This window comes from Microvirga antarctica (assembly GCF_017921815.1).
GTDB classification, from domain to species: Bacteria; Pseudomonadota; Alphaproteobacteria; order Rhizobiales; family Beijerinckiaceae; genus Microvirga; species Microvirga antarctica.
Genome location: NZ_JAGEMM010000073.1, coordinates 1 through 291, shown reverse-complemented (window position 1 = coordinate 291; position 291 = coordinate 1). Strand labels below are relative to the sequence as shown.

The window sequence follows — 291 nt, the reverse complement described above, 5'->3', positions numbered from 1 at the left end:
AGGTAGCAATCAACCAGGCTGAATTCGTCGCTCAGGAAATACGGTTTCTGACCAAATACCGGCGCAATCGCCAGCAGCTCTTCACGCAGTTGTTTACGCGCAGAGTCGGCCTCGGAAGCAGACCCGTTTACGATGACGTTCATCAGCGTATACCAGTCTTTTTCAATACGGTGCATGTACAGACGGCTTTCACCGCGCGCGACCGGATAAACCGGCATCAGCGGCGGATGAGGGAAACGCTCATCCAGATATTCCATAATGATGCGAGATTCCCACAGGGTCAGCTCACGA

General features: G+C 53.3%; 1 protein-coding gene. It reads right to left on the bottom strand.

All coding sequences use genetic code 11. The features are described 5' to 3' along the window. Nucleotides 1-291 (bottom strand): glutathione binding-like protein (locus tag J4G32_RS20910; protein ID WP_246505443.1); only part of this gene is annotated, 291 nt, incomplete at both ends.